Genomic DNA, 25,109 nt, shown 5'->3' on the forward strand with positions numbered 1-25,109 from the left:
TGAAACCGCAAAAGTACGGCAAGCAGGCGTCTGACCGCACAAGCACCGACAGACAACTTCTTACCGTTGCGGTAAGTGAAGCCTAAGTACTTGGCCGCTGGCGAATTGTTTGCTGCGAAAGGCCTAACAGAGCACAGCCCCTGACTACTGAGTAGTCAGGGGCTGTGCTCTGTTGCTTAAGTCGCTAACCCTTAGCGCGAAAGGCTGGAACCTAGCTTGATGAGCAGCTTTCCTAGCTGGGCCAGGGGTGCACTGTAGTCATCCGAGGTTTCGTCGGCTACTTTCGACGTTTCGGCCCCGAGCGTGGCCATGGTTTCGGCAATATCGTGCGCTTCGGTTTCCGGGGTACTTAGTTGCTCGCGCAGGGTAGTCAGCTCCTGAATAATTTTAGCCAGCCCAGGACGCTCCGAAGCGCGCAACACTTCAGCCCACCGGTCGATTTCGGTCAGGCCTTTTTCACCCGCTTTATCGGGCGCCCCGGCGCTCAGCAGGCTCAGGGTATCATCAAGCAGGGCAGAGTTCTGCTGATCCGTAACGTCGAGGGGTACGGTAGGGGTAGCCGGGGTTTGGGGGGTGGAGGCGGTGGAATCCATAAGCGGTAAAAAAATCAAACGGATGAGTAAGAAGGCTACAACCTATACTTGCCCCGGCTCGGAAAAGTTGGCATACCCCAACCGCTAAATGACCGTACAATGCCGCGCGGCCCATTCTGGCCGGAAAGTTGCGGCCCGCGCCGCCCACCTATGCTGCACATCTACCAATCGGCTCCATTTTCTTCTCCCTCCCGGCAGCAACAGTTTGAAGCCGTAGTGGCCGCCTTGCGCGCGGAGGCGGGGGCTCCCTACACGCTAGTTCTAGCGAACATCACCCCTGACCCTACCCAGCCCGACCTACCGATAGATGCAGTAGTTATTCGACCGCGCAGCCTCACTGTTCTGCAGCTGGTGCCTGCCGGAGGGCTGCTGCACATTCCGGATTTGCGCGCCAGCACTTGGCTACTGGATGGTATGCCCTTGGAGCTGCCCGGCGAAGCAGCTAACCCGTTTGCCTTATTTGAGCAGCAGCGCACTATGCTGGTCACGTGGCTGGCCCCGCATTTACCACCCGAAGCAGCGAATCTTCAGTTTACCACTGGCTTGGTGCTGTTTGGGGCGCCGGTGCGGTTTGGGCCCGAGGTAGAGGCGCGCATGGCGGCCGTGCCCGCTGCCTCTGCCTTTCATTTGCTCGCCGACCCGGCCCGCTTCACACGCCGCCTGGCCCAGCTGGCCACCCCAGAAATCGACCTGACGCCTGCCGACCTTGAGCAGCTTAGCCACAGCCTCGGCCTTAGCGCAGGTTCTCCGTCGGTTGCGGCAGCGCCCGAGCCTGATCAGCCAGTAGCGACTGAACCGGCCCGGACCGGCGACTTGCTGCGGCAGAAAGCCGGCCAACTGTGGCGGTGGCTGGGTGCTGAAGATGTGGATGAGCTGGACCGCCGCTCCACGGGCTATGAGGTTGACTTGGAAGCGCGCAGCCAGGAAAAGCAGGAGTTGGAGCAGCTCCGCACCAGCTTACAGACCGACCTGACTCAGCAGCTGCGCGCCATGGAAACCCGCGAAACCGAGCGGGAGCAGCGTATTCAGCAACTACAGCAGCAACTGGCCGCCGCCCCCATAGCCGCCGAGGCCCCCGACCTGCAAGCCCAGCTGGCCGCCGAAAAGCGTGAAAAGGATGCGCTGGAATCCTCCATCCAAGCGTATCGTACGGAGCTAGAAAGTAGGAATCAGGAGCTGGGCAGCAAGATTCAGCAGTTAGAAAACCTGATTCAGCGCCTTTCTGCGGCCCCTACCGTCGTGCCCCCGGGTAGTTCGGCTACCTTCCCCGAACCACCCGTTACACCCCAGTCGGTCCCCAACCCGGACCCTACACCTGTTGCGCCAGCACCTGCGGCACCGGTACTTCCGCTGGCACCTCCTGCGCCCACGCCACCAGTGGCAGCCGCTCCGGCGGCACCCCAGCCGGCTACCACGGCGCCCCCGCGGCGGGAGCAGTTTGGCCGGCCAGCCGAGGCGCGGCAGCGGTTGTTGGCCGGGCTGGACCGCTGGCGGCCGGCCGTGCGCCACTTAGCTAGCCGCTTCGGACCGTGGGCACACAAGGTGCGCCAGCAGCCCCGGCGCACCTTGTATGCCGTTGGCGGCGGGGTAGCCCTGCTGCTGGCCGTGGGTATTACTCGCTGTGGTGGTTCCAAAGCGCCGGTTCCTTTTGAGCAGCAAGGGCGCTTTGGGCTGTTAGCTTCCGATGGCGACACGCTCCTGCCGGCTCGCTACACCACAATTGGCGAGTTCAAAGACCACTTGGCGGTGGTGGAGCAGAACGGTGTATTCGGGTTTGTGCGCGACGATGGTACCGAAGCGGTGAAGCCTGCTTACGACGCCCTGTATCCGTATTCCGATGGGTACGCCCGCGCCCGGGTAGGTCAGCTCTATACTTTTCTGGACGCTAAAGGCCAGGAGTTTGGGGCTTATTACTACGCCGCCCGCGACTTTGCTGGGGGCTACGCCGCCGTGCTCGACTACCGGGGCTGGCACTACCTGACTGGACCCGATGAGCCGGCCACGGCGCCCGTTATTTTTCAGGAAGCTTACTCCTTTGACCAGGAACTAGCCCGGGTCAAGACGCAAAACAAGTTCACCTTTATCCGGCCCGAATTCTTGGCCGACACTACCGTGGGAACGGCTCCGTTCGGCCGCTACAATAGTGCCACCGACTTCGATGCTCAAGGCCGCGCCCGGGTCAGTCAGCAGGGTCGCACCTTTTTCATCGACCGGGACGGCGACGAAGTCAAGGAGTAGCCCGCCGGGGGCGCTAATCGTCGTTGCGCTTGTGTTTGCGCTTGTACTTGCCGTGCCCTTTGCCCTTGCCGTGCCCTTTGCCCTTGCCCCGGCCTTCCAGCCACTGCCACACGGCCGCCTGGTAGCTGCTCACGGAAGCGGAAGTGGAGCGGCCGCTGGGGCGGGAAGCCGAAGCCGTAGCCAAGAGCACCCGCCCGTCGGGCTGGGGCTTGGTGGCCACGGCTTCTCCAAGCAGAGAACAGCCCTGGCCGTCCTTCACCTCGGTCCGGCTTCCGTCGCGCCCTACCACAAACCCGTCGCGGGTAATCAGGCGGCCATTGGGCAGGCGTACGTCGTGGGTCATGGGGCGGCTTTCCCCGTTTCGGATCAGGTACATGCTCCCGTCGCGTCGCTGAAAACCATCATTGGCCTGGGCGGTAGCGCAGTGGGAAATCAGGGCTAAGCAGCAGGTCAGTAGGCTTAATCGGGACAACATAGGTAGGCGAAATTCCAAGGGAAGCTGAGCGGTTAGGGGCTGCCCGCAGTACGCGGAAGCCGGCAGGAAGTTAGAAGTGCAAAGCAGAAGCCAAAATCTGGGCTGAGGCTGGGTTACCTTCTGCGCGGGGAGTTATAAAAGCGTACGCAACAGCAACTGTTGTGCTTCCCAACTACCCTCACTTTACATTTTAACATCATGAAAGCTACCTTCAAATCGATGTTCTTGGCCGTTGCCGTTGCTTTTGCTGCTACTTCCTGCACCCAGGAGGGCAAAGAAAACGCCGATGCTGCCGCTGCCAACACGGAGGCTGCCGCCGAAAACGCCGGCGACGCCGCTGCTGCTGAAGCCAGCAACGCCGCTAACGCCACCGAAGCCGCCGCTGAAAACGCTGGTCAGGCCGTAGAAAATGCTGCCGACAACGCCGCTAACAAAACGGAAGCTGCCGCCACCGAAGCCGCCGCCGAAACCAAGGCTGCTGCCAACCGAACCGAAGCTGCCGCCGACAAAGCCGCCGCTGACGCCAAAGCCGAAATCAACGCGGCCACCCAAAACGACTAATTGCCGCCAAGGCTATTGGCCTTCTAAAGAGCCCGTGCTGCTAAGTAGCACGGGCTCTTTTCGTATCTATCTGCCTAGCTAACCAGGGCCGCGTCGGAAGCGCCGGCTAGCTCCAGCAGCACCTCGTAGTACGGGCGGCCTTCGATGCGGGCTTGCAACCAGCTGTAGAAGCTCAGGGCTTGTAAGTCCTCCTGCTCCAGGGGTACAAAGGAGGGAATACTGGCCGCGCGGGCGACAAACTCCGGGGTGCGGGCCAGGGTAGGCTCATCGATAATATCGCGCACCAGCTGCAGGTAGTAAAGTACGGCCGCGTAGCCGCCGCCATCGGGCCCGAATCGCTCCTTAATCAGGCGCTCAATGGCCCGCAGCCGGTTCAGGGCCAGATCGGGGTTGCCGAGTTCCAGCTGGGTCAGCATTTCGCCCATGTTGCGGTTGAGCACCCACTCCACGCCCATTTCCTGCTCGCACCAGTGGTCGGTGCGGCCAATAGCCAGCAAGATTTGGTTGGTTTTCTGAAACTGCCCTTCGGCAAAATAATGGAAGCCCAGGCCCAGGCGGGCCGTGAGCTGGTCGCGGGAAGTAAGCGGAGTGCGCAGAATGTCTTCCAGCAGCCGGATGCTGTCGGCGTTGCGGCGCAGAAAGGCGTAGTTGGCGGCCAGCAGGAAGGTGTAGCGGGCCAGCAGCTCGGTAGCCTGCAGTTTCGGGCCCGCTTCCAGCACAGCCCGCAGCCGCTCCAGGTACTCCACCGATTCGCGGAACCGCCGAGTGCGGTACAGGGAGTGCGCAATCATGTAGAGCAGGCCCAGCTGCGCCTCGCGGTGGGCGGGCTGGAAGCCGTGGCGCTTCTCCATGATGTGGTAGCAGCGCATCACAAAGGGCGCAAACGAGAGGTAGTCGCGGCGCACGAGCATGGCCGCCCGGGCAATGGACATGAGCCGGTAAAGCAGGGCCGGGCGCCGGGCAAAGGCTTCCTGCAAATCATACTCGCGCAACACGTCCTGCAGAATGGTATCGAACGACTCGCCGGCCCGGCCTTTCACGCGCGCCTCGCGCAGGCGCTGCCGAATCAGGCTGTCGGCAATGTTGGCGCGCTCCTCTTCGTCGGCCGCTTTTTTGTTGAGGTTGCGCCGCTGAATAATGTCCGCCAAGTCATCGGCGTACTTACTACCGGCCTGGGCAATCTGCAGGTTGTACACGGTGTTGAGCAGCTGGTATTGCTCGTTCTGGCGGGCCAGCTTTTCGGCTTTGCGCACCGTGTTCCAAGCCAACCGGGGCACGCTTACCTCAAACAGGTACTGGGCCAGGGTCAGGAGCCCGCGCACGGAGGAAGCCGCCGTGGGGTCTTGCTGGCGCTGGCGCAGCAACAGGTAATCGGTGAGGTGGCGCATGAGGCGCTTGCGCAGGGCGTAATAGGCCACGGCGTTGGGCTCCTCGGGGTACAAGCGGGCCAGCAGCTCCTCGGTAGCATACTCTTTCTGGTGCAAGAGCAGGTCGCAGAGACGGACGTCCATGCGGCCTTTCTGTTTGCGGCGCTGACGCTGGATGAACTGGCGGAAATCCTTCCGGTCGTCAGCAGAAAAAGTAAGTAATGTGGTACGCAAATCATCCATGTCCGGAAGATATAGCACCGCTTGTTATCCCCCAATTCTCCAACCGATAAGTCAGAATATATTTACGCAACTTGTTGTTTGTCAGCAGTTTATTTGTTAGTATATAAGTATTGCATAGTCTGAATAAAACAAAAGCTGGTTGGGGTTATCGGTTCTGAATACTCACCTTCGATTCATCATTTATCTCCCTCTCATTCTGTTCCGTTGTATGACCCGGATACTGTTTACTTTCTTATTTGTCTTGGTTGGGGTAGTAGTCCAGGCCCAGGATTTGCTTACTAAATCCAGCGGGGAGGAGCTGCAGGTAAAGGTGCTGGAAATTACCCCCACCGAAATCCGATACAAGCGTACCGACAACCCCGACGGCCCGCTTATCACGGTGCGCCGCACCGACGTGTTCATGATTCGCTACGCCAACGGCACGAAGGAGCTCCTGGGTGGGGCCAGTGCGCTACCCAGCGCGCCACCGGCGGGTAGTAGCGCAGCCGCCCCCAGAACCGGAACCGTGCCCGGCGATGAGGAGTCGATGTACGAGGAGGTGCAGTTGAACGGCCCCCGCCTGGGCTTTACCGTCCTGAGCGGCGGAGTTGCCGCCAAGGCCGAGCGGGATTACAACGTCAACCCATTCCTGACGCAGTTCGGCTGGCAGTTTGAAACCCGGATTTTCCGCCTGCAGAACGGCACCTCGGGCCTGTTGGAGCTGGTACCCCTGATTGGCGGCCTGGAGCAAGGCAAGTTTCTGCCCAGCCTGAACGCGCTGATTGGGATTCGCGGGCCCAAGGGCTTCGAGTTTGGCCTGGGGCCCAACGTGTCGCCGGCCGGGGCCAGCATTGCTTTGGCCGTGGGCACTTCCTTCCGCAGCCAGGGAATCAATTTCCCGGTGAATTTTGCGGTAGTTCCCGGCAACGGTGGAGCCCGCTTTAGCTTGTTATTTGGCTTCAACTCCCGCCGTCGGTAGTTTATTTTTTCGCCTACTTATTCCCATCCGCATGCGCTTTATTCTACTCTTCCTCTGCGGCTTACTCCTGACGCTGCGCACCACGGCCCAGGACATTATCCTGCAAGCTGATGGCACCGAAACTCCGGGTAAAGTTCTGACCATCACGCCAGAGCGCATTACCTACGTAAGCGCCACCGCCGATACCATGCAGCTGCCCGCCGCGCAGGTATTTCTGATCCGCTACGCCAATGGCACGAAGGAGGTGCTACGCAACCTGGCTGCCCCGGCCCCCGCCCTCAACCCAACAGAAGCTTACGCCCAGGGCCGCCACGATGCCCGCGTGCATTTTAAGGCTCCGGGCGCATTCTGGGGTACGTTTGGGGCTACGGCCGCCACCATACCCGTGCTGGGTGGCCTGGGCGGCCTGGCTACCGGCACGGCCATTGCCGTGACGCCCCCGAAGGAATACAACCTGCGCGTGCCCGACCCCATGCGCCAAGCGGATGCAAACTACATGCGGGGCTACGAAAAGCAGGCGCAGCGCAAAAAGGTAGGCAAAGCCGCCGCCGGTTTTGGCACAGGCCTAGTGGTTGGGTCCGCCCTATGGGTGCTCATTGCACTTTCCACCATCAACCATATGTAGCCGCGGGCTGGAGCAGGCCGCCCTTTCCCGCTTCTATAATTCCGTCACTTGCCAGGAAGTAGCAACGCTTACCCTCCTGGAGCAAGGCTAATTAAGTACTGTGCACTATCGGGGCTTACCCTGCGGTGGGGCAAGTAAGATTTTGGTTTCTACCGCAGCCGGAAAAGGGTTAGGTAGGTGCTCGTTACTGGATACGTTCAGTGTAACCCGGGGCCCACCCAGTGGAACTTCAGCATAACCCCGCGCCAAGCTGGACCGTACACCGGGTATCCACCTACTTAACCCCCTTTCCCATGGACGCTAATAACAACGGCATCAACGACTCCACCGAACTGCGTGCTCGAGGTAACTGGAACGAAGTAAAAGGACAGGCCAAGCAGAAGTGGGGCAACCTCACCGACGACGACCTGCACTACGAAGAAGGCAAACAGGACGAATGGTTTGGCCGCTTGCAGGCAAAAACCGGTGAAACCATCGACGACATCAAAACCTGGTTCCAGCGCACTTTCTAAGTGCCTACCACGCCACGAAGAGCAGCGCCCGACACTACGCTAGTGTCGGGCGCTGCTTTTTTATAAGTAGTTGAAGCTGCGCAACATATAACCTATTGCATATTATTTATAACTTAACACGTGTAAGGAGGAAGAAAGATGGTGGCTGAAGAATTAAGAACATTAGGCAACGCGGCCCTGCTGCGTCTACCTAAAACTGCATTTTTGTGCTCCCGGGAATATCCAGTGAGCGTTCAACGGACTACCTACCTCTGGGCCATGGAACAGCGTCAGCTCGGCTACTGCGTGGTTTCAGGGTTTAATTCCCGGCTGGAGCAGTCCGTCTTTCGGTTTTTGCGGCAGGATCTGCAGCAGCCTATTGTGTACGTACTGGGCCGGGGCATCCAGCCCAACTTGCCATTTGACTACGAACGGGACATTCAGCTCGGCCGGCTGCTGTTCGTGTCGCCCTTCGAGCCCTCGGTTTCAACGGTCACTCAGGAAGCGGCCGACATCCGCGACCTGCTGCTGGTGGAGCTGGCCGAGCGCTTTTTTATTCCCTACGTCACGCCAGGGGGCAACCTGGAACGGCTATTGCAAAGCGAGGCAGCCCGCTGCAAGCCCATCATTACGCTGGACCTGCCCCAAAACGAGGCCTTGCTGCGCTGCGGCGCCCATATTTATCAGCCCCCGGGCCTACTGACGCACTCCGTGGCGGCGCCTCAGCCTAACCTTAGTTGAGCTTTCTCCCGTAGTGGGGGTATCCTTCACCTAGCTCCCCTACCCTATGTCTGCTGCCGATACTGTACTTTCTGCCGTGCCCAACTCGCCTTCCTCGGGCATCCGGGCCCTGGCGCGTTTTGGTTTTGCCGCCAAGGGCGTAGTCTACCTCCTGATGGGAATTCTGGCCCTATTGGCGGCTACTGGCCAACAGGGCGGCCAAACTGCCGACAAAAAGCAGGCCGTGCAAACGCTGCAAGATTTGCCCGGCGGCTCGGTTTTGCTGGGCCTGGTTGCCTTTGGTTTGCTCGGCTACATTATTTGGCGGTTTACCCAGGCCCTAATCGACACCGAGCAAAAAGGCTCCGGTGCCAAAGGCCTCGGCCGGCGCCTGGGCTACGCAGGCAGCGGCCTGCTCTACGCCAGTGTGGCCTGGTATGCCGCCCAACTGGCGCTGAATGGCTCGGCGGATAGCAGCGGCAACGGCCAACAGACTCTAACCGCAAAAATCCTGAGCTGGCCCGCCGGCGACTGGATTATCATGGCCCTTGGCCTAGCTATCATTGGCGGTGGCATCTACCAAATTTACAAGGCGTATTCTGGTTCTTTCCATAAGCACGTAAACGCCAGCGGGCTACCGGCCAACCAGCAGCAGGTAGTGTACCGCGCCGGCCAAGTGGGCTACACGGCCCGGGGCATTGTAATGAGCCTCATCGGCTACTTCTTTGTGCAGGCGGGCCAGCAGTCGCGCGCCGCAGCTGTTGGCACTACCGGCGAAGCTTTTGATCTGCTGGCTACCATGGGCCCGGCCGTGCTGGGAATCGTGGCCCTGGGCCTGATGGCCTACGGGTTCTACATGCTGGTACAGGCCCGCTACCCCGTGCTGCGCATCTGATGTAGTTGCTGGCTGGTAGTAGCTGCTTACTTGGCAATTGGTAGCAAAAGGCTGTCATCCAGAGCGGGAGCGAAGAACCTTATCACGCCTGAACGACCTCGTTATAACGAATCGTCTAAACGTGACAAGGTCCTTCGCTCCCGCTCTGGATGACAGCCTTTTGCTGATATCTGACAGCTACCGACTACAACCAACAACTAACCAACGGCTACATAATCAGCCAGGTATTGATACCGTTCCGTGAGCTGGCCGCCGCGGGCAATGGTGGCCCGTTCTACTACCTCATCGGGGCCGTGTGCGTGCACCAAGTGGGGTAACACGTTATCGATGAGCTGACGGCCGAAGTCGCGGCTAGCGTTGCGGGGTAGCTCGCAGGGCAGGTTGTCCACGGCCATAACGGTGATGTTGTTGGGGCGGGAGTAAGCAGGCTCCAGCTGCCGGGTCTGGCAGTTGTAGTCGAAGGCGGGCTCCTGAATGCTGCTGCTGCGCAACGTGGTCGGAATGGAGCCGTTCACGTCGCAGGTCACGTCGGCAATAGTGTCGATGCGGAAGTGGGCGCGGCAGGTATCCTCCAGGGTAAACAGCTTGGGCGCGGCCGGATGCCAGTAGGCGCAGGCTATTAAAAGGTTGGTAACGGGCAGGAAATTCTGAAACGTGGATTCGTACTCCTGGGGGTTGCGGTGAAAATCGGGCGTATCCCACACGCGGCCGTCGCGGCGGTTGTAATCGGCGCTGCGCAGCTGGGTGTACACCGGCTCGTTGAAGTCCTGGTAGAGGTAGTCGTACACGCTTACCCGCCGGATGCGCATCAGGTTTAGCACTTCCACGGCGCCCTGGGCCACGCGGCCGGAGCCGGTAACGGCAATTTTGATGGGCGGCAGCTTCTTCACCTTAAAGAACTCCTCCTGCATGTCCTCCATGTCGACGCACTGGTAGGCGGGCTTTAGCTCATACAGGCCGTGCTTGCGGCCGTAGGTGAGCAGGGCATTGTAAGCGCCCACAATACCGGCCCAACGCCCGAAAGCCACAATTCTTTCGCCCTGCTCGTTGGTCAGCATTTCGTAGTCGATGAGGGTAATGTTCTTGGCCAGCACCTGCCGTAGCAGTTCCCGGTTGGCCGGCTGCTTTTTCACGGTGTGCGAAAAAAACAGGTAGGTTTTATTGGGAATAAGCTGAGCGACTGGCACTTCCTTCACGCCCATGAGAATGTCGCAGTCGGCTACCTCGGGGCGCACCTCAATGCCCAGGCTGCGGTATTCCTGATCCGAAAAGCAGCGGACCGGGCTTTCCTGCACCACCAGCTTCAGGCCCGGAAACCGCGCTTCGGCTTCGGCGCATTTCTTGGGGGTGAGCGGTACGCGCTTGTCGGGCGGGACTTTTCCTTCGCAAATCAGGCCAATGGTTATGGGGCGCATGGGGTAGAATGGGTAGGATGGGGCCTCAATCTGGGCAAAAAAATTTACCTGTGCCGTGGTGCTGCTCCCGCTGGTGCGTAGCGGCGGAACAAGGCCAAACATTTGCGGGTTTTAGGACTTACCTGTGAAGCCGTTTCGCGCTACCTTTGTCAAGGGCCTACCCCTGGGCCTGTTCTGTTGCCACCCTCACCCCTTCTTTTATGTTGCTTCAACCCAAGCCCGCTGATGTGTTCGTGGACCGCCACAACGGCCCCGACGACGCTGCCGTAGCCCAGATGCTGCGCACCATCGGTGTGGAGTCGATTGACCAGCTCATCGACGAAACCGTGCCGGCCGCCATCCGCTTGCAAAAGCCGCTGAACCTGCCCGCAGCCCTCACGGAGCGGGCCTTTTTGGCGAAATTCAAGAAGATTGCCGGGAAGAATAAGCTCTTCAAGAACTACATCGGCCTGGGCTACCACGACACCCAGCTACCTCCCGTCATCCAGCGCAACATTCTGGAGAACCCGGGCTGGTACACGGCTTATACGCCCTACCAGGCCGAAATTGCCCAGGGCCGCCTGGAAGCCCTCATCAATTATCAGACGATGATAATTGACCTCACGGGCCTGGAAATTGCCAACGCCAGCCTGCTCGACGAAGGCACCGCCGCCGCCGAGACCCTGCACATGTTCCACTCCCTGACCAAGAAGAAGAATGCTACCCGCTACTTCGTCTCGGAACAGGTATTGCCCCAAACCATTGACGTGCTGCGCACCCGCGCCACACCCCTGGGCATTGAGCTGGTAGTAGGCGACCACCGCACGATTGACCTAACCGACGAAACGTTGTTCGGGGCCATTTTGCAGTATCCCGCCGCCGATGGGGCCGTGTACGACTACACCGACTTTATTGCCCAGGCCCACGACAATAACCTGTTCGTGACCGTAGCCGCCGACCTGCTGGCCCTGACCCTGCTCACGCCGCCCGGCGAAATGGGGGCCGATGCCGTGGTAGGTAACTCCCAGCGCTTTGGCGTGCCCATGGGCTACGGCGGACCGCACGCCGGTTTCCTGGCCACTAAGGATGCTTTTAAGCGCGTGATTCCGGGCCGTATCATCGGCCAGAGCATTGACGCCGCTGGCAACAAGGCTTACCGCATGGCCCTGCAAACCCGCGAGCAGCACATTCGCCGCGAAAAAGCTACCTCCAACATTTGCACGGCGCAGGTGCTGCTGTCGGTGCTGGCGGGCATGTACGCCGTGTACCACGGCCCCCAGCGCATCCGGCAGTTTGCCGCCAACGTGCACACGCTAGCCCAGACGCTGGCCGGCGCCCTGACCGGCCTGGGCCTGAACCAGCGCAACGAGTTCTACTTCGACACGCTGGATATCAAGCTGGAAAGTGCCGAGCTGCAGCAGGCCATCCGGCAGGAGGCCGAAGCGGCGGGCATCAACTTCCGCTACTTCGAGGAGCACGGCTCGCCCCGCGTGGGCATTTCCTTGCACCAGAACACCGAAATCGAGGATGTGCAGGACATCGTGGCCGTGTTTGCCAAGGTCCTGGGTAAAGACGCGCCGCAGGTAACGCTACCCGCCGAAGTATCGGTAAACTGGACCAATGAGCTGATCCGTAAGAGCGAATACCTGACCCATCCCGTCTTCAATACCCACCACTCCGAGACGGAGATGCTGCGCTACATGAAGCAGCTGGAAAACAAGGATTTGAGCTTGGCTCACTCCATGATTCCGCTGGGTTCCTGCACCATGAAGCTGAACGCTACCGCCGAAATGATTCCGGTAACGTGGCCGGAAATTGGCGGTTTGCACCCCTTCGCCCCGCGGGAACAGGCCCAGGGCTACGCTGAAATCTTCCGCGACCTGGAAGCGTGGCTCTGCGAGGTAACGGGCTTTGCGGCCGTTTCGCTGCAGCCCAACTCCGGGGCCCAGGGCGAGTACGCCGGCCTGCTGGCCATTAAAGGCTACCACGATGCCCGCGGCGACCAGCACCGCAACGTGGCCCTGATTCCGGCCTCGGCCCACGGCACCAACCCCGCTTCGGCCGTCATGGCCGGCATGCAGGTAGTGGTGGTGAAGAGCACCGAGGAAGGCAACATCGACGTGGAGGACCTCAAGGCCAAAGCCGCCCAGTACGCCGACAAGCTGAGCTGCCTGATGGTGACCTACCCCAGCACCCACGGCGTGTACGAGGAAACCATCATCGACATCTGCCAGACTGTCCATAACCACGGCGGCCGCGTGTACATGGACGGCGCCAACATGAACGCCCAGGTAGGCCTCACCTCGCCCGCTACCATTGGGGCCGACGTGTGCCACCTGAACCTGCACAAAACGTTCTGCATTCCGCACGGCGGCGGCGGGCCTGGCGTAGGCCCCATCGGGGTGGTGGCCGATCTGGCCCCCTACCTTTCCGGCCACGTGTTAGTTGATGCCGATGGCCGCACGGCCGGCGCCGTAACCTCGGCGCCGTGGGGTTCGGCCAGCATTCTGCCCATCAGCTACGCCTACATCAACATGATGGGCGGCGAGGGGCTAACCCAGGCTACCCGCACGGCCATCCTGAACGCTAACTACATTAAGGCCCGCCTGGAGGCGCACTACCCCGTGCTCTACACCGGCGCCAACGGCCGCTGCGCCCACGAAATGATTCTCGACTGCCGCCAGTTCAAGAAGACCGGTATTGAGGTGGAGGACATTGCCAAGCGCCTGATGGACTACGGCTTCCACGCCCCCACGGTATCCTTCCCGGTGGCGGGCACGCTGATGGTGGAGCCCACGGAATCAGAAAGCAAGGAGGAGCTGGACCGCTTCATTGAGGCCATGATTTCCATCCGGAAAGAAATTGCCGCCGTGGAAGAAGGCCGGGCCGATGCCAAGGACAACGTGCTTAAGCACGCTCCGCACACCGCCGCCACCGTTCTGACTCACGAGTGGACCCGCCCCTACACCCGCGAGGAAGCCGTGTATCCCACCGAGCACGCCCGCGCCTACAAGTTCTGGCCCGCCGTGTCGCGCATCGACTCGGCCTACGGCGACCGGAACCTGATCTGCTCCTGCACCCCGCTGGAGCAGTACGTAGATGCCGAGGAGCAGCTCGTGGATACTGACAAAGGTCCTTCGTACTAAGTACTAAACAGTAGTTTAAATAAGCACCCACAAAAAGCCCCGGCTATGGCTTAGCCGGGGCTTTTTGCGTCTGGTATATTTTCCTGACGGGCTCAGAGGCGCGTAAGCAATATCCTTACTTAGAGAAGCAGGTACGGTACATGTAGCCGTTCTGGGTCTTGCCGGCCGCTGTCACCCGTACTTTCACGAAGTGAGCGTCCACCGTGTCCATCACCTGCACTTCATTGCCGGAGCCAACGGTCGTGAGTTGCTGCGATTCTTTCGTCATTCCATCGTACAAGATGCACTCTACCACGGTGTTGTGGGCCACGGGCCCCGTGGTTGCTTGGTTGGAACGGGATTCGTTGCTGGTGGCGCTGCAAGAGGCGAGCAGGGCTAGGCTGCTCAGGCAAAGTAGATGTTTTTTCATAGGTCCGTACGTGGAGAAATAGCTCCCCAAAAGATAGGCACATTTTAAGACGGAAAGGAATTTTCCTAGGCGGATTCTTCGCTTAATTATTCTGCAAGCATCCTATTTCCCGGGGAACGACCTGGAGCGTACTACTGTTTATTCGGCAGAGCTAGCCAGGAACTTCGGGTTTGTCCGCGTCTGGTGGCTTTCATCCCTACTGATTTCTTCCTATGAACCGTATTCCGAAATTCTTGGCCCTCCCCCTGACGTTGTCGGTGCTGGGGTTAACCCTGCTCCTGGGCGTGAGTGGCTGTGCTACCTCGGCTCGTGTTGGGGTTAGCAACGATTTTGATCATTCTGTAAACTTCCGCGCCTACAAAACCTGGGCCTGGTACCCGCAGCAACCAACCGATACGGAAGGTGGCCCGGCTAAAGGCTACGAGTCGTTCCTGGATAAGCGCATCCGGAGCGCCGTGGAGCAGCAGCTCGCCCAGAAAGGCCTTTCTCAGGTTGAAAAGAACCCTGATGTGTACGTGGCGTACAGTGCCCGCGTCGAGGACAAGCAGCGCACCACGGGCGGCTACGGCCCCTACGGGTATCCCTACGGCTACGGCTGGGGTGGCTGGTACGGCCGTGGCTTCAACCAAGGAGTTATCGAGTACAAAGCCGGCACCGTAATTCTTGACTTCGTAGATGCCCGCCGCAAGGAGTTGGCGTGGCGTGGTCAGGGTCAGGCCCAGGTCGACAACCAGACCATTTCCGAAACCGAAGTACAGCGCATCGTGACCAGCATTCTGGGCACTTATCCTCCCGGCGCGGAGCAGGCCAGCCGCTAAACTGCCAGCAGTCCTGTTTCTGAAAACCTATCCTGCGCTATGTGGGGTAGATTTTTTCTTTTCTGAAGATACGATAAACAACAAGGCCCCACTCTATACCAGAGCGGGGCCTTGTTGTTTCTGTTAGCTAAGCGAGTTGCTAAATAGGTACGTTTACGTGGCGCTCGGCGTGGTAGCTGGAGCGCACCAGCGGGCCGCTTTCCACGTACTTCAGGCCGCGCTTCAGGCCTTCTTCCCGGTAGTGGGCGAAGAGGTCAGGGTGAATAAACTCGGCTACCTCAATGTGGCGCTTGGTTGGCTGCAAGTACTGACCCAGGGTCAGGATGTCGAGGCCGTTGGCGGCGAGGTCGTCCATGGCCTGGTACATCTCGTCCTTGGTTTCGCCCAGGCCCAGCATAATACCCGACTTGGTGCGCTTGCCAGCCTGCTTGGTGCGGCGAATTTGCTCCAGGCTCCGGTCGTACTTGGCCTGGGGACGCACGAGGCGGTAGAGGCTACCCACGGTTTCCATGTTGTGCGACACCACCTCCTGGCCGCCGGCAATCATGGTATCCAAGGCGTCCCAGTTGGCTTTCACGTCGGGAATCAGGGTTTCAATGGTAGTGGTAGGCGAAAGCAGCTTGGTTTGCACCACGGTTTCGTACCACACGCTGGCGCCCCGGTCCTTGAGCTCGTCGCGGTTGACGGAAGTAATAACGGCGTGCTTTACGCCCATGAGCTGAATGGCTTCGGCTACCCGGCGCGGCTCATCGAGGTCGTATTCGGTGGGGCGGCCGGTAGCCACCGCGCAGAACGAGCAGGAGCGCGTGCACACGTTGCCCAGAATCATGAAGGTAGCCGTACCCGCGCCCCAGCACTCCCCCATGTTTGGGCAGTTGCCGCTTTCGCAGATGGTATGCAGCTTGTGTTCATCCACCAGGCGGCGGACATTGGCGTAGGCCGGGCCCACGGGCAGCTTCACGCGCAGCCAATCGGGTTTGCGCGGTTTGGCAGGCGCTACGGGAGCAGCCGCCACGGGCTGAATGATGGGCAGGGTCAGCAACAGTTCATCCATGTTGCAAAGGTAAGGGGAATGGGTTGCTACAGAGTCAGCCTCTAAGACAATTCCGCCCCGCTTGTGGTTTCGCGGCTTCCCCGGAAAAGGCAACAGCCCCCGAAGGATGGCTCCGGGGGCTGTTTTTCACTTTTTTAATTTCTGGTACCCAAGTAAAGCGTCAGGTAAACGGAGGGCAAAAACTGGTCGTTCAGGTCTTTGTCGGGTATCTGGGCCACCCGAATGATGGCGGGGTCCTTGGCGTAGGTTTCCAGCAGGAACCCCACTTCTACCCCGGCCACGGCATCCCGGTAGCGGCCGTACTCGAAGCTCAGGGCGCCGCGCAAGTGAGCCCCAAGGGCCGGCTTGGTTTCGCCAGCGCCCGAAAACAACGGCGCCCGGTCAACTATCAAATCGGGGGCCCGGTGAATGTCAGGATTGTACTGCTCGTTGCGGATGTCGGAGGCGCTGGGGTTGCCTTGGCCGTTGCTGTAGTCGTAGCTAATGTAATAGGGCATGAGCAACCCAATGGTAGGCCCGGCCCCCACCAGCGCATTTACCTGCACGCCCGACTCCGGCGCCTTGCGGAAGATTACCCGCTGCAGGCCCACTGAGGGCCGGATGGCAAACAAATAGTTGCTTTTGCCATACACGTAGGAGCCGCCGTAGCGCGTGGCTACCTTCTGCTCCTTGGGGTGCTTGATTTCCACGGCCTCCAAGCTCCAGAAGCGCGACCAGTCCTGGTTCAGCAGGCGGGTGGAGCGCACGGAAGCGCCGCCAATCAGGCCGCCCCGGGTATTGAAGTTAACGCCGTAGGTAAATTCCTTGCGGTACGAAGGCTCATCGTTGCTGGAGGAAGTAACCTGGGTTTGCTGGGCCTGGGCCACCGGAGCAGCCCCCAGGGCTGCCAGCAGCAGGCCGCAGCCAAGAACGAACGGAGTGCGCACGGTTCGGGGAAGGAAGGAACGGTAGGAAAATTGTGGGCGCCGCAGCTTCAGACCACCGGCAACCCTATCGAAAGTACGTAAATTTACCCGCATACCAGTACCTGATTTTCGATTTCCTATGAGCACTGCCACCGCCCGCTACGCCGGCCATTTGCGCACCGAAGCTACTCACGTCGCCTCCGGCAACACCATCCTGACCGACGCTCCCGTGGACAACCACGGCCGGGGGGAGGCCTTTTCCCCCACTGACCTGGTAAGCGCTGCCTTGGGCTCCTGCATGATGACCATTATGGGCATCGTAGCCGAACGCCACGGCCTTGACTTAACCGGGGCTAGCTGGGATGTAACCAAGCACATGCTGGCCGAACCCCGCCGCATCGGGCAGATTGACGTCACGTTTCGCCTGCCTGCTACCCTCACCGAGAAGGAGCAAACCATCCTGGAAAATGCGGCGCGCACCTGCCCGGTAGCCCTAAGTTTAAACCCGGAAATCCGCCAGGAGGTTCGGTTTATTTACGAGTAGTAAAACGGTGATTCAGTGAGTTATAGTTACCGCTGGTGCAAGAAACCACCAGTCACCTAAACTTGCGCAGGACCTTATTAGGCATGAACGGGTCGTTGGTACGAGGTCGTGCTAGCCTGATAAGGTCCTGCGCGTTGCTTAGGATGCCGGACGGTTTCAATTCGTCAGTTTCACTGCATCACTACCTCGCTAACTCACCGAATCACTATTTCACCAATTGAGCTACCTCGCTCAGGCGGATGCCCATGTGGGAGGCGTCGTAGCTGCACTCGCCGTTTTGGATCAGCAGCAGTTGGGGCGATTCGTGACGGACGCCGAATTTCTCGGCTATTTCGCTGGAAATGGGCCGGAAGCGCAGCAGATCGAGGTAGTAGAGCTTGGTAGCCGACAGGCCCACCTCGTCCCACTGGCGCTCTACCTTGCCTTTAGCCGCGGCGCTGATAGAGCAGGAAGTGCTGTGTTTGAAGATAAGAACCGGGTGCTCGTATGATTCGCGGACGATATCAGAAAGCTGCTCGGATTGCGTCAGGGGTTGCCAGGGAGTCATGGGCGGGGTGATTATTGGGAACTAGATTCTTTCTTCTTCCGAAGACGAAAACTCGCGCGGGATGGTTCGGTTACGCGCGGCGTACCGGTGCGGTCAAACTGGTAACTGGCCCGACCATCGGTAGGTTTGGCCGCCGCCTGCCGTCCGCTGCCGGCATGCTTGAGTTCGGCTTTCGTGACCGTCAGGTGCGACTCTTTGTATTCACCCTGGAACTGGGCGGCTTCGCGCAGGGCGCGGCGGTTGGCGGCGCGCTGCTGGGCCGGCGAAGTAGATTCCAGTTGCGCCTGGGCCCCGGTGCTTACTAGGCTAACCAACGCGAAAGTAGTGAGGAACAAGTAGCGCATAGAGGAAGAAGGATAACGTGAGGGGTAGAGAAATAAGCCGCCACCCGAACAGCGGGCCAGCCCCAAGATAACCCTGATACGGCAGGGCAACCAGGGTAGCTCGTTTTACTGCATGAAATCGGGCAGCGTAATACCCAGAATTTTACGCTGCCCCACTTTGCGCTTCAGGCGCCGCCGCTCGTACTTGGGCTTCTTGAGCAGCCCGTTTTTGTCGTAGCTGTTTTTCTTGGTTTTCACGGCTTCTTTCTCCACGTCCAGGGCCCGCCCGTCGGCCGATTCATTGTCGGGGTTGCTGGCTTTCTTGACTTTGGGCTGGGGCGGCCCCGTTGGGCTGGGCAGGCGGTAGCGGTGGCAGGCCGAAGCCGTGAGCAGCAGCAAAGCCGCCAGCATCAGCAGCCGTATACGCGCGCCGGAAGCAGTTAACACGTTCATTTCAAGTTCAAATCAGCTTCTTGTCAGCGGGACAGAGGACGCAAATTACAGATTTCGCGGGCTAGTAGCTGCGCAGCTTGGCCACGGTTTCGCGCAGACGCTGCTGGGGCAGAAACACCTTCTCCAGGGGCGGGGCGAAGGGCACGGCCGTGTCCAGGGAGGCCACGCGGTGCACCGGCGCATCGAGGTGGGTAAAGCAGTGCTCGGCAATCCAGGCGGCTATTTCGCCGCCCAGGCCGCCTACCAGCGTGTCCTCGTGCAGAATGATAACGCGGCCGGTTTTCTCCACGGTCTGGCGCACGGCTTCCGTATCCCAGGGCAGCAGGGTACGCAGGTCCAGAATATCAGCCGAAAGGCCTACCTCCTCCGCCAACGCCAGGGCCCAGTGCACACCGGCCCCGTAGGTGATAATGCTCATTTCGTCGCCTTCCCGCACCAGGGCTGCTTTGCCGATGGGCGTGGTGTAGTAGGCGTCGGGCACGGGCGCCGAAACGCTGCGGTAGAGCAGCTTGTGCTCGAAGAACATGACCGGGTTGGGGTCCTCAATGGCGGCGCAGAGCAAGCCTTTGGCATCCACGGGGTTGCTCGGAAACACCACTTTCAGGCCCGGGGTGTGGGTAAACCAGGCCTCGTTGCTTTGGGAGTGGAAGGGACCGGCCGCGGTGCCCGCGCCGGTGGGCATGCGCACCACCACATCGGCGTTCTGGTCCCAGCGGTAGTGGCTTTTGGCCAGGTTGTTTACAATCTGGTTGAAGCCGCAGGTCACAAAATCGGCAAACTGCATTTCCACCATGGCCTTTTTGCCCTTGATGCTCAGGCCCAGGCTAGCCCCCACAATAGCCGACTCGCAGAGGGGTGTATTGCGCACCCGGCCCTTGCCAAACTGCTGCACAAAGCCTTCCGTGACTTTGAACACGCCGCCATAGTCGGCAATGTCTTGGCCCATGAGCACCAACTCGGGGTAGCGCTCCATGCTCTGGCGCAGCCCGTCGGAAATGGCATCGACGTAGCGCTTGTCGGTAGTATTTAGAGGTGAGAGCTCAGTACTAAGAGCTGAGAACTGAGAGTTAAGCGGCGAAATAGCTACAGCTGCTATTTCCTGTGCTCTAAGTTCTAGGCTCTCATCTCTACTATCTCCAGTTGGCGCGTACATATCGGCCAGCTCCTGGCGAGCATCGGCCGTGGGCATGGGGGTAGCGTCGGCGATGCGCAGGCCTTCCTCAATTTCACGCTTGATGGTTTCGCGGTAGCGCATGCGGGCTTCCTCGTCCAGGATGCCCTCCTGCAGCAGCCACTTCTCGTAATTCTCGACCGGGTCTTTCTGGGCCCACTCCTCAAACAGCTCCTGGGGCACGTACTTGGTGCCACTGGCTTCCTCGTGGCCGCGCATCCGGAAGGTAAGCGCCTCCAGCAGCACGGGCCGCGGGTTCTGGCGCAGGTCCTCAGCTAGGCGGCGCACCGTGTCGTACACTTCCAGCACGTTGTTGCCATCGACCTGCACGGCTTCCATACCGTAGGCCGGGCCCTTGTCCACGAAGTAGCGGAAGCGGAACTGCTCCCGGCTGGGCGTGCTCAGGCCGTAGCCGTTGTTTTCAATGATGAAGATGACGGGCAGCTCCCACACGGCAGCCACGTTCAGGGCCTCGTGAAAATCACCCTCCGAAGCGCCCCCGTCGCCGCTGTACGTGATGGTTACTTTAGGCTTCTCGTCGAGCTTATCGGCCAGGGCAATGCCGCCCGCTACGGCCAGTTGGGGGCCCAGGTGCGAAATCATGCCCACGATGTGGTGCTCGTTGGTGCCGAAGTGAAACGACCGGTCGCGGCCCTTGGTGAAGCCCGTGGTTTTGCCCTGCCACTGCGCAAACAGCCGGTCCAGAGGCACGTTGCGGCCCGTGAATACGCCCAGGTTCCGGTGCAGGGGCAGGATGTACTCGTCGGGTTCCAGGGCCAGGGTGCTGCCCACCGAAATGGCTTCCTGCCCGATGCCCGAAAACCACTTGCTTACCTTGCCCTGGCGCAGCAGAATGAGCATTTTTTCCTCAATCATCCGAGGCTTGAGCAGGCCCTGGTACAGGTGCAGCAGCGTATCGTTGGCGTAGTCCTTGCGGTCGAAGTTCATCGGGAGGTAGCAGGTAGTGGTGGGTAGGGCCAAAAGTACGGGTTTGGGTTGGAAGGGAAATTATCGGCTGGGCTTTATGGATTCGGCTGCGGCCGGGCATCTATCTTCGGGACCGACTTCCTCCCTACCCATTCGCTATGGCCCGACTACTACCATTCAGTTTATTCTTTCCACTCTCCCTTCCAGCCCTGGCCCAGCAGCCCGATAGCCTCGCTTCGCGCCGCGTGGGGACGGTGATAAACTCTGCCAGCAGCTTACCTAATACTATTGTTCAAGATAGCACGATAGATAATAGACTATATCACAGGGTTAAAGGTGTTAGAATTCAATCACATCATTTCACGTCCTACCTTCCCCTGCAAGAGCAACTCCGCCAGATAGCCGGGGTGCAGGTCACGCCGTATTCCGGCGCGCCGGGAGCCCAGGTGGCGGTGCGCATCCGGGGGGCGGCCAGCCTCTCCAATAACGCGCAGCCGCTGTACGTGGTGGATGGCATGCCGGTATTTCAGCACACCTTCCGGCCGAACGGGGTGAGCTTGCTGGGCGGGGTAGTGCCGGCCGAAGTGCAGGAGCTGGACAGCAATCCGCTGCTGAGCATTCCCAATGAGGACATCGAGCGGGTAGAAATCCTGAAAGGCGCCTACGAAACTGCCCTCTACGGCTCCCAGGGAATTAACGGGGTGGTGCGCATCACTACCCGCCGGGGCCAAACGGGCAAGCCGCGCCTCAGCTACGCTGGCTACGGCGGCGCGCAGCAGGCCCGCTACCGCTACGATTTGCTGGACGCCCAGCAGTACGCGGCCCTGCGCAATGAAGTAACCCAACGGGCCGGCCAGCCCCCGCAGTATAGCGCCGCCCAACTGGCTGCTTTCGGCCGGGGTACCGACTGGCAGGAGAAGCTGCTGCGCACCGCGGCCGTGCAGGAGCATCACCTGGGCCTGTCGGGTGGCACGCCCACCACGCGCTACTACGCCGCCGCCGACTACCTGAACCAGCAGGGCGTGGTGCTAAACTCCCGGCTGCGCCGCTACGCCGCCCGCGCGGCCATTACCCAGCAACTCGGGCAGCGCCTGCACGTTGAGGCCGCCGGCAGCCTCAGCCAGACCGAGCAGCGCGTACCGGCGTACTATACCTTGCGCAATGCGCTGTTTGCTCTGCCCACGCAATCGGAGACGGACAACCCCAACCCCGGCTACTACGTGAACCCCGTGGCGCAGGCCCGGCAGAGCTACCAAACGCCGGAGCAGCGGCGGCTTCTGACCCAGGTGGGGGTCCGCTACGAAGTGGCAGCCGGCCTTGCGGTGGAGGTCCGCGGTAACCTGGAGCGGGCCACGCTCCGCAGCCGCTCCTACCAGCCAGCTTTTTCCTCGCTTCCGGCCGGCGAGAACGGCAACCTTACGTTTACCTACCGCCAGTGGGTGGTAAATCCGGCTTTACGCTACGCCCGCAGCTTTGGCGGGGAGCGGCACGCGGTAACGGCCAGCCTGGAGACCATGCGCCAAGACCGCCAGAACACGGCAAAGCAGATTAGCTATCCTCCTGGCTCTACTCCCGGGTCTTTGGCAGCTAGCGGCAGCACGGCGCAGGCCCGGCTGAATTTCTACCAGCTCACGGCGGGCTATACCTTTGATGAGCGGTATCAGGTGCGCGGCACCCTGCGCCGCGACGGGTCCAGCACCTTCGCGGCCCATGACCGGTGGAGCTGGCTACCGGGGGCGCAGGTGCTGTGGCACGCGGCCAAGGAAAAGTTTTGGGCCTCCGCCCCTAGTAAGCTGGATGTGTGGGTAGGCTGGGGGCGCACTTCAGGAGGAGGCAACCACGGGCGCAACTTCTTTCAGATTCCGGTACCGGGCCCGGGCGGCCAGACGCAGCTGCTGCCCGTGTTTCTGCCGGAGCTCACCCAGCAGGCCGATGCGGGCATCGAGGCCAGCCTCCTTAACGGCCACCTCACCGTAACGGCCCAGGCCTACGCGCGCCGCACTACCAGCACCACCTACCTGCCTGGTTTCCCCCTTACCCCCGGCGCGGCCGAGAATGACTATGTGCGCAACACCGGCCTGGAGCTGACGCTGCACAGCACATGGCGGGCGGGCCCGCTGCAAGGCAGCAGCTGGCTGGCCGCCGCCGCCAACCGCAACCGGTTTGAGGCGGGCCGCACTGCCAGCTCCTACTTTTTCCCTTATCAACGCACACTGGACGAGCAGCCCCTGGGTACCTTCTACGGGTACCGCACCCAGGGCCTGGATGCCGCCGGCAACCTGCGCTACCAGGATGTGAACGGCAATGGGTATACTGATTTTCAGGACCGGGAGCCGCTGGGCGGCGGCCTGCCCCGGCAGCTGCTGAGCCTGGGCCAGCAGCTTTCCTACCAGCGCCTTTCCCTGCAGGCCCAGCTCGACGGTATGTTTGGCTACCAGGTGAACAATACCAACCTGTATGACCTGGATTCGCCTACCAGCTTTACCAACGCCTCCACCCGCGTTCTGAGCCGCTGGACGCCTGCCTCCCCCAACACCGAGGTACCGGCCGCCGGCAGTAACCTGCCGCTGGGCCCGGTCAGCACTTACACCTTACAGTCGGGCAGCCATGTGCGCCTGTCGGCTCTCACAGCCAGCTACAAGGTGTGGGAGCACGACCTTCGCGCTGTCACCCTGTGGGTAGGCGGGCAAAATTTGCTGGTTTTAAGTAAATACCGGGGCTACGACCCTAACGTCAGCTCGGCCGGCTCCGACAACCAGCAGCCCGGCCTGGATGCCGGGGCCTACCCCGTAGCCCGCACCATACTTCTGGGCGTACGGGCCACGTTGTAAGCTTTCGGCCCGCAACGGCCCACGCCTTCCCGGGCCCTACCCCACCGCCCGACCCGAAACTATCAATCCGGGCCGCTGGTTATCCTTCACAGTACTTTTCAGACTCTCCTTTGCCCCGCGCATGATTCACTTCGAAGAATTTACCCTGGATAACGGCCTGCGCTGCATTGTGCACGAAGACCACACGACCCCCATGGCCGTGCTCAACGTGCTCTACAACGTAGGCTCCCGCGACGAAGACCCGGCCCACACCGGCTTTGCCCACCTGTTTGAGCACCTGATGTTTTCGGGCTCCGTGAACATTCCCAGCTACGACGAGCCCCTGCAGCTGGTGGGCGGCGAAAACAACGCCTTTACTTCCCCCGACATCACCAACTACTACCTCACCCTGCCCGCCGCCAACCTGGAAACTGGCTTCTGGCTGGAGTCGGACCGCATGTTGAACCTGGCTTTCTCCGAGAACGGACTAGAAGTGCAGCGCAAGGTGGTAGTGGAAGAGTTCAAGCAGAACTACCTCAACCAGCCCTACGGCGACGTATGGCTGAAGCTGCGGCCTTTGGCCTACCAGCGCCACCCCTACCAGTGGGCTACCATTGGCAAGGAAGTTAGCCACATCGAAGACGCGACGATGCAGCAAGTGCGTGACTTCTTCGCCAAACACTATTCGCCCAGCAATGCCATTTTGGTGGTGGCCGGCGACGTAACTGTGGCCGAGGCCAAGCGGCTGGCCGAAAAGTGGTTTGGGCCTATTCCGGGCGGTACACGCTACGAGCGGCAGCTTCCCCAAGAGCCGCGCCAAACGGAAGCCCGCCACCTGGAAGTAACCGCCGAAGTGCCCTTGTCGGCTCTCTATAAGGTGTACCACATTCCGGGCCGCGCCGAGGACGGCTACTACGCTGCCGATTTACTCGGCGACTTGCTGGGTCGGGGTAAGTCTTCGCGCTTATATCAGCAATTGGTGAAAGAAACGCCGTTGTTCAATTCTATTTCGGCTTCCGTAATGGGCTCCTTTGAGCCGGGTCTGCTGGTCGTAAGTGGCAAGCTCAACAGCGGCGTAACCTTGGAGGAGGCGGATGCAGCAGTGGAGGCAGTGTTGGCCGAGCTTCGCGCTGCGGAAGTACCCGCCATAGAGTTGGAAAAAGTAAAAAATCAGGCCGAAGCCAGCATCGTTTTCAGCGAGATAGAGCTGCTCAACCGCGCCATGAATCTGGCGTTCAGCAAGCTGCTCGGCAACGCTGACCTCGTTAATCAGGAAAGCGCCAAAGTGCAGGCCGTCACTCCGGCGCATGTGCTGGCCGCCGCCCAGGAAGTTTTGCGGCCTGACAACTGCAGCACCCTGTACTACCGGGCAGCATCTATAGCTACTGCTCTCCCGGCAGAGCCAGAACTGGCAGAAATGGCAAGCTAAACGTAACGTGTAG

23 protein-coding genes are annotated in these 25,109 nt (G+C 60.5%); 12 read left to right on the forward strand and 11 right to left on the reverse strand.

The window, feature by feature from the left end; all coding sequences use genetic code 11:
• Positions 1–191 precede the first annotated feature (191 nt).
• Entirely contained in the window at positions 192–593 is a 402-nt protein-coding gene (locus tag IEW18_RS05955; RefSeq protein WP_188556919.1) for a hypothetical protein, read from the reverse strand.
• A 150-nt stretch (positions 594–743) separates the two neighbouring features.
• On the opposite strand from IEW18_RS05955, the gene IEW18_RS05960 reads away from it, so the two are divergent.
• Positions 744–2,831, forward strand: coding sequence for a WG repeat-containing protein (locus tag IEW18_RS05960; RefSeq protein WP_188556920.1), 2,088 nt, complete (start codon positions 744–746; stop codon positions 2,829–2,831).
• A gap of 13 nt (positions 2,832–2,844) precedes the next feature.
• Here IEW18_RS05960 and IEW18_RS05965 read toward each other — a convergent pair whose 3' ends face one another.
• A complete protein-coding gene (locus IEW18_RS05965) occupies positions 2,845–3,306 on the reverse strand; it encodes a DUF6799 domain-containing protein (protein WP_188556921.1) in 462 nt (153 codons plus the stop codon).
• 198 nt (positions 3,307–3,504) lie between these two features.
• Here IEW18_RS05965 and IEW18_RS05970 point away from each other — a divergent pair, with 198 nt between their 5' ends.
• A complete protein-coding gene (locus tag IEW18_RS05970; RefSeq protein WP_188556922.1) occupies positions 3,505–3,867 on the forward strand; it encodes a hypothetical protein in 363 nt (120 codons plus the stop codon).
• Between the two features lie 74 nt (positions 3,868–3,941).
• Here the strand turns inward: IEW18_RS05970 and IEW18_RS05975 are convergent, their stop codons facing one another.
• A complete protein-coding gene (locus tag IEW18_RS05975; RefSeq protein ID WP_188556923.1) occupies positions 3,942–5,477 on the reverse strand; it encodes a hypothetical protein in 1,536 nt (511 codons plus the stop codon).
• Positions 5,478–5,685: 208 nt separating this feature from the next.
• Here IEW18_RS05975 and IEW18_RS05980 point away from each other — a divergent pair, with 208 nt between their 5' ends.
• The 5 genes from IEW18_RS05980 (at position 5,686) to IEW18_RS06000 (ending at position 9,166) form a co-directional block, all read left to right on the forward strand.
• On the forward strand, positions 5,686–6,435 hold the full coding sequence (locus IEW18_RS05980; protein ID WP_188556924.1) for a hypothetical protein: 750 nt from the start codon (positions 5,686–5,688) through the stop codon (positions 6,433–6,435).
• A 31-nt stretch (positions 6,436–6,466) separates the two neighbouring features.
• A complete protein-coding gene (locus tag IEW18_RS05985) occupies positions 6,467–7,060 on the forward strand; it encodes a hypothetical protein (RefSeq protein ID WP_188556925.1) in 594 nt (197 codons plus the stop codon).
• Positions 7,061–7,353: 293 nt separating this feature from the next.
• Complete coding sequence (locus tag IEW18_RS05990) at positions 7,354–7,572, forward strand: CsbD family protein (RefSeq protein WP_188556926.1); 219 nt, start codon at positions 7,354–7,356, stop codon at positions 7,570–7,572.
• Between the two features lie 258 nt (positions 7,573–7,830).
• Positions 7,831–8,292 carry a hypothetical protein gene (locus tag IEW18_RS05995; RefSeq protein WP_188556927.1) on the forward strand — a complete coding sequence of 154 codons (462 nt, stop codon included), beginning with the start codon at positions 7,831–7,833 and terminating at the stop codon, positions 8,290–8,292.
• A 46-nt stretch (positions 8,293–8,338) separates the two neighbouring features.
• Complete coding sequence (locus IEW18_RS06000) at positions 8,339–9,166, forward strand: DUF1206 domain-containing protein (RefSeq protein ID WP_188556928.1); 828 nt, start codon at positions 8,339–8,341, stop codon at positions 9,164–9,166.
• 197 nt (positions 9,167–9,363) lie between these two features.
• Here the strand turns inward: IEW18_RS06000 and IEW18_RS06005 are convergent, their stop codons facing one another.
• Entirely contained in the window at positions 9,364–10,581 is a 1,218-nt protein-coding gene (locus IEW18_RS06005; RefSeq protein ID WP_188556929.1) for an NAD(P)-dependent oxidoreductase, read from the reverse strand.
• Between the two features lie 200 nt (positions 10,582–10,781).
• Here IEW18_RS06005 and gcvP point away from each other — a divergent pair, with 200 nt between their 5' ends.
• Positions 10,782–13,706, forward strand: coding sequence for an aminomethyl-transferring glycine dehydrogenase (gcvP, locus tag IEW18_RS06010; protein WP_188556930.1), 2,925 nt, complete (start codon positions 10,782–10,784; stop codon positions 13,704–13,706).
• Between the two features lie 115 nt (positions 13,707–13,821).
• On the opposite strand, the gene IEW18_RS06015 is transcribed toward gcvP, so the two are convergent.
• Positions 13,822–14,115: a hypothetical protein gene (locus IEW18_RS06015; RefSeq protein ID WP_188556931.1), complete on the reverse strand. Its 294-nt coding sequence runs from the start codon at positions 14,113–14,115 to the stop codon at positions 13,822–13,824.
• Between the two features lie 212 nt (positions 14,116–14,327).
• Between IEW18_RS06015 and IEW18_RS06020 the strand changes: the two genes are divergently transcribed.
• Entirely contained in the window at positions 14,328–14,933 is a 606-nt protein-coding gene (locus tag IEW18_RS06020) for a DUF4136 domain-containing protein (RefSeq protein WP_188556932.1), read from the forward strand.
• Between the two features lie 139 nt (positions 14,934–15,072).
• On the opposite strand, the gene lipA is transcribed toward IEW18_RS06020, so the two are convergent.
• On the reverse strand, positions 15,073–15,975 hold the full coding sequence (gene lipA / locus IEW18_RS06025; protein WP_373285710.1) for a lipoyl synthase: 903 nt from the start codon (positions 15,973–15,975) through the stop codon (positions 15,073–15,075).
• 146 nt (positions 15,976–16,121) lie between these two features.
• Positions 16,122–16,913 (reverse strand): hypothetical protein, encoded by a 792-nt coding sequence (locus IEW18_RS06030; RefSeq protein ID WP_188556933.1) that lies wholly within the window; start codon positions 16,911–16,913, stop codon positions 16,122–16,124.
• A gap of 118 nt (positions 16,914–17,031) precedes the next feature.
• Here IEW18_RS06030 and IEW18_RS06035 point away from each other — a divergent pair, with 118 nt between their 5' ends.
• Positions 17,032–17,436 carry an OsmC family protein gene (locus tag IEW18_RS06035; RefSeq protein WP_188556934.1) on the forward strand — a complete coding sequence of 135 codons (405 nt, stop codon included), beginning with the start codon at positions 17,032–17,034 and terminating at the stop codon, positions 17,434–17,436.
• A 205-nt stretch (positions 17,437–17,641) separates the two neighbouring features.
• On the opposite strand, the gene ytxJ is transcribed toward IEW18_RS06035, so the two are convergent.
• From ytxJ to IEW18_RS06055, 4 genes are all read right to left on the reverse strand, one after another.
• On the reverse strand, positions 17,642–17,983 hold the full coding sequence (gene ytxJ, locus IEW18_RS06040; RefSeq protein ID WP_188556935.1) for a bacillithiol system redox-active protein YtxJ: 342 nt from the start codon (positions 17,981–17,983) through the stop codon (positions 17,642–17,644).
• 11 nt (positions 17,984–17,994) lie between these two features.
• Positions 17,995–18,327, reverse strand: a complete 333-nt coding sequence (locus IEW18_RS06045; protein WP_188556936.1) for a hypothetical protein — start codon at positions 18,325–18,327, stop codon at positions 17,995–17,997.
• A 105-nt stretch (positions 18,328–18,432) separates the two neighbouring features.
• Complete coding sequence (locus IEW18_RS06050; RefSeq protein WP_188556937.1) at positions 18,433–18,759, reverse strand: hypothetical protein; 327 nt, start codon at positions 18,757–18,759, stop codon at positions 18,433–18,435.
• 61 nt (positions 18,760–18,820) lie between these two features.
• Positions 18,821–20,878, reverse strand: a complete 2,058-nt coding sequence (locus IEW18_RS06055; protein ID WP_188556938.1) for an alpha-ketoacid dehydrogenase subunit alpha/beta — start codon at positions 20,876–20,878, stop codon at positions 18,821–18,823.
• Positions 20,879–21,015: 137 nt separating this feature from the next.
• Between IEW18_RS06055 and IEW18_RS06060 the strand changes: the two genes are divergently transcribed.
• Positions 21,016–23,688, forward strand: coding sequence for a SusC/RagA family TonB-linked outer membrane protein (locus tag IEW18_RS06060; RefSeq protein ID WP_262891884.1), 2,673 nt, complete (start codon positions 21,016–21,018; stop codon positions 23,686–23,688).
• Positions 23,689–23,809: 121 nt separating this feature from the next.
• Positions 23,810–25,096, forward strand: coding sequence for a M16 family metallopeptidase (locus tag IEW18_RS06065; protein WP_188556940.1), 1,287 nt, complete (start codon positions 23,810–23,812; stop codon positions 25,094–25,096).
• Positions 25,097–25,109: the final 13 nt, after the last annotated feature.

The organism is Hymenobacter glacieicola (genome assembly GCF_014640315.1).
Classification (GTDB): Bacteria; Bacteroidota; Bacteroidia; order Cytophagales; family Hymenobacteraceae; genus Hymenobacter; species Hymenobacter glacieicola.

Excerpts from the sequence above, each read along its gene's own strand:
- gcvP (WP_188556930.1), top strand. The coding sequence starts at position 10,782 with ATGTTGCTTCAACCCAAGCCCGCTGATGTGTTCGTGGACCGCCACAAC.
- IEW18_RS05985 (WP_188556925.1), top strand. The coding sequence starts at position 6,467 with ATGCGCTTTATTCTACTCTTCCTCTGCGGCTTACTCCTGACGCTGCGC.
- ytxJ (WP_188556935.1), bottom strand. The coding sequence starts at position 17,983 with ATGACTCCCTGGCAACCCCTGACGCAATCCGAGCAGCTTTCTGATATC.
- IEW18_RS06060 (WP_262891884.1), top strand. The coding sequence starts at position 21,016 with ATGGCCCGACTACTACCATTCAGTTTATTCTTTCCACTCTCCCTTCCA.
- IEW18_RS05980 (WP_188556924.1), top strand. The coding sequence starts at position 5,686 with ATGACCCGGATACTGTTTACTTTCTTATTTGTCTTGGTTGGGGTAGTA.
- IEW18_RS05990 (WP_188556926.1), top strand. The coding sequence starts at position 7,354 with ATGGACGCTAATAACAACGGCATCAACGACTCCACCGAACTGCGTGCT.
- IEW18_RS06020 (WP_188556932.1), top strand. The coding sequence starts at position 14,328 with ATGAACCGTATTCCGAAATTCTTGGCCCTCCCCCTGACGTTGTCGGTG.
- IEW18_RS05955 (WP_188556919.1), bottom strand. The coding sequence starts at position 593 with ATGGATTCCACCGCCTCCACCCCCCAAACCCCGGCTACCCCTACCGTA.
- IEW18_RS05960 (WP_188556920.1), top strand. The coding sequence starts at position 744 with ATGCTGCACATCTACCAATCGGCTCCATTTTCTTCTCCCTCCCGGCAG.
- IEW18_RS06045 (WP_188556936.1), bottom strand. The coding sequence starts at position 18,327 with ATGCGCTACTTGTTCCTCACTACTTTCGCGTTGGTTAGCCTAGTAAGC.
- IEW18_RS06065 (WP_188556940.1), top strand. The coding sequence starts at position 23,810 with ATGATTCACTTCGAAGAATTTACCCTGGATAACGGCCTGCGCTGCATT.
- IEW18_RS05995 (WP_188556927.1), top strand. The coding sequence starts at position 7,831 with ATGGAACAGCGTCAGCTCGGCTACTGCGTGGTTTCAGGGTTTAATTCC.
- IEW18_RS06000 (WP_188556928.1), top strand. The coding sequence starts at position 8,339 with ATGTCTGCTGCCGATACTGTACTTTCTGCCGTGCCCAACTCGCCTTCC.
- IEW18_RS05975 (WP_188556923.1), bottom strand. The coding sequence starts at position 5,477 with ATGGATGATTTGCGTACCACATTACTTACTTTTTCTGCTGACGACCGG.
- IEW18_RS05965 (WP_188556921.1), bottom strand. The coding sequence starts at position 3,306 with ATGTTGTCCCGATTAAGCCTACTGACCTGCTGCTTAGCCCTGATTTCC.
- IEW18_RS05970 (WP_188556922.1), top strand. The coding sequence starts at position 3,505 with ATGAAAGCTACCTTCAAATCGATGTTCTTGGCCGTTGCCGTTGCTTTT.
- IEW18_RS06015 (WP_188556931.1), bottom strand. The coding sequence starts at position 14,115 with ATGAAAAAACATCTACTTTGCCTGAGCAGCCTAGCCCTGCTCGCCTCT.
- IEW18_RS06005 (WP_188556929.1), bottom strand. The coding sequence starts at position 10,581 with ATGCGCCCCATAACCATTGGCCTGATTTGCGAAGGAAAAGTCCCGCCC.
- IEW18_RS06050 (WP_188556937.1), bottom strand. The coding sequence starts at position 18,759 with ATGAACGTGTTAACTGCTTCCGGCGCGCGTATACGGCTGCTGATGCTG.
- IEW18_RS06035 (WP_188556934.1), top strand. The coding sequence starts at position 17,032 with ATGAGCACTGCCACCGCCCGCTACGCCGGCCATTTGCGCACCGAAGCT.
- IEW18_RS06055 (WP_188556938.1), bottom strand. The coding sequence starts at position 20,878 with ATGAACTTCGACCGCAAGGACTACGCCAACGATACGCTGCTGCACCTG.